The organism is uncultured Streptococcus sp., assembly GCF_901875575.1.
Classification (GTDB): domain Bacteria; phylum Bacillota; class Bacilli; order Lactobacillales; family Streptococcaceae; genus Streptococcus.
This window is the reverse complement of sequence record NZ_CABFMF010000043.1, coordinates 1-907: the sequence shown is the minus strand read 5'-3', so window position 1 is coordinate 907 and position 907 is coordinate 1. Positions and strand designations below refer to the sequence as shown.

Annotated in this window: 1 protein-coding gene; it reads left to right on the top strand. The window is 38.9% G+C overall.

Annotated features, from left to right (window positions below):
- Window positions 1–747 (top strand): G5 domain-containing protein (locus QZ114_RS07685; RefSeq protein WP_295501717.1); only part of this gene is annotated, 747 nt, incomplete at its 5' end.
- Window positions 748–907 lie beyond the last annotated feature (160 nt).

Below are 907 nucleotides of genomic sequence, written 5' to 3'. Positions count from 1 at the left end.
CCTGAACTCGCTTCTAACAATGAAGCTAAGAAGAAATTGGTTCAAATCACTGACCAAGCTATCACTGCTATTCAAGGAGCTAAGTCTCAAGAGGAAGTAAACAAAGCACTCCAAACTGCTCTTGAGCTAATCAATCAATTACAAGGTGGCCAACCAGAAAAACCAGTTGAACCAAAACAACCTGAACAACCAGAGAAACCAACTCAACCTGAAAAACCAATTACTTCTTCAAGTTCTGAAGATGGAGTTAAAGATCTCACATTCAAACTACCAAGTTTGGAAAGTGTCAATAAAGTTGTGGCACATAAGACTATTCGCCGTGAAAATCCGCAATTAGACAAAGGTAAAGAGAAAGTCCTAGTGGAAGGAAAAGATGGTCTTGTTATTGAATATGTTGAAGTCGATGGTCTCAATCGTAAGATTCTTCACACAGAAACGACTCCAGCTCAAGATCGAGTAATCGAAATTGGGACTAAAGAAAGTTCTGTGGGAGCAGAAGTTCCACCAGTTGTGGCTTTTCCTGAGTACACTCTACCAAAAAATACTGAAAACCCATCAACTGTAGTCGTAACGGAAAATTCAGCAGCCAAAGATGAGAAGACTTCTGACGAAACAGCAGCTATCAAACAAGATAAGGAAAAACAACTCCCAGTAACTGGGGAGAAGGATACAACTGTCTTTCTATTCTTAGCAGCTATTACATCTATCTTATCTCTCCTCATCTTCCAAAAGGATTTTAGAGACTAATAGAACTCTTTAGCTGATTCTTTAGGCTCTTTGTCAACTGTAGTGGGTTGGAGAAAAGCTAAGCTCGAGAAAGGACACATTTCGTCCTTTCTTTTTTGATGTTAAGAGCGATAAAAATCCGTTTTTTGAAGTTTTCAAAGTTCCGAAAACCAAAGGCATT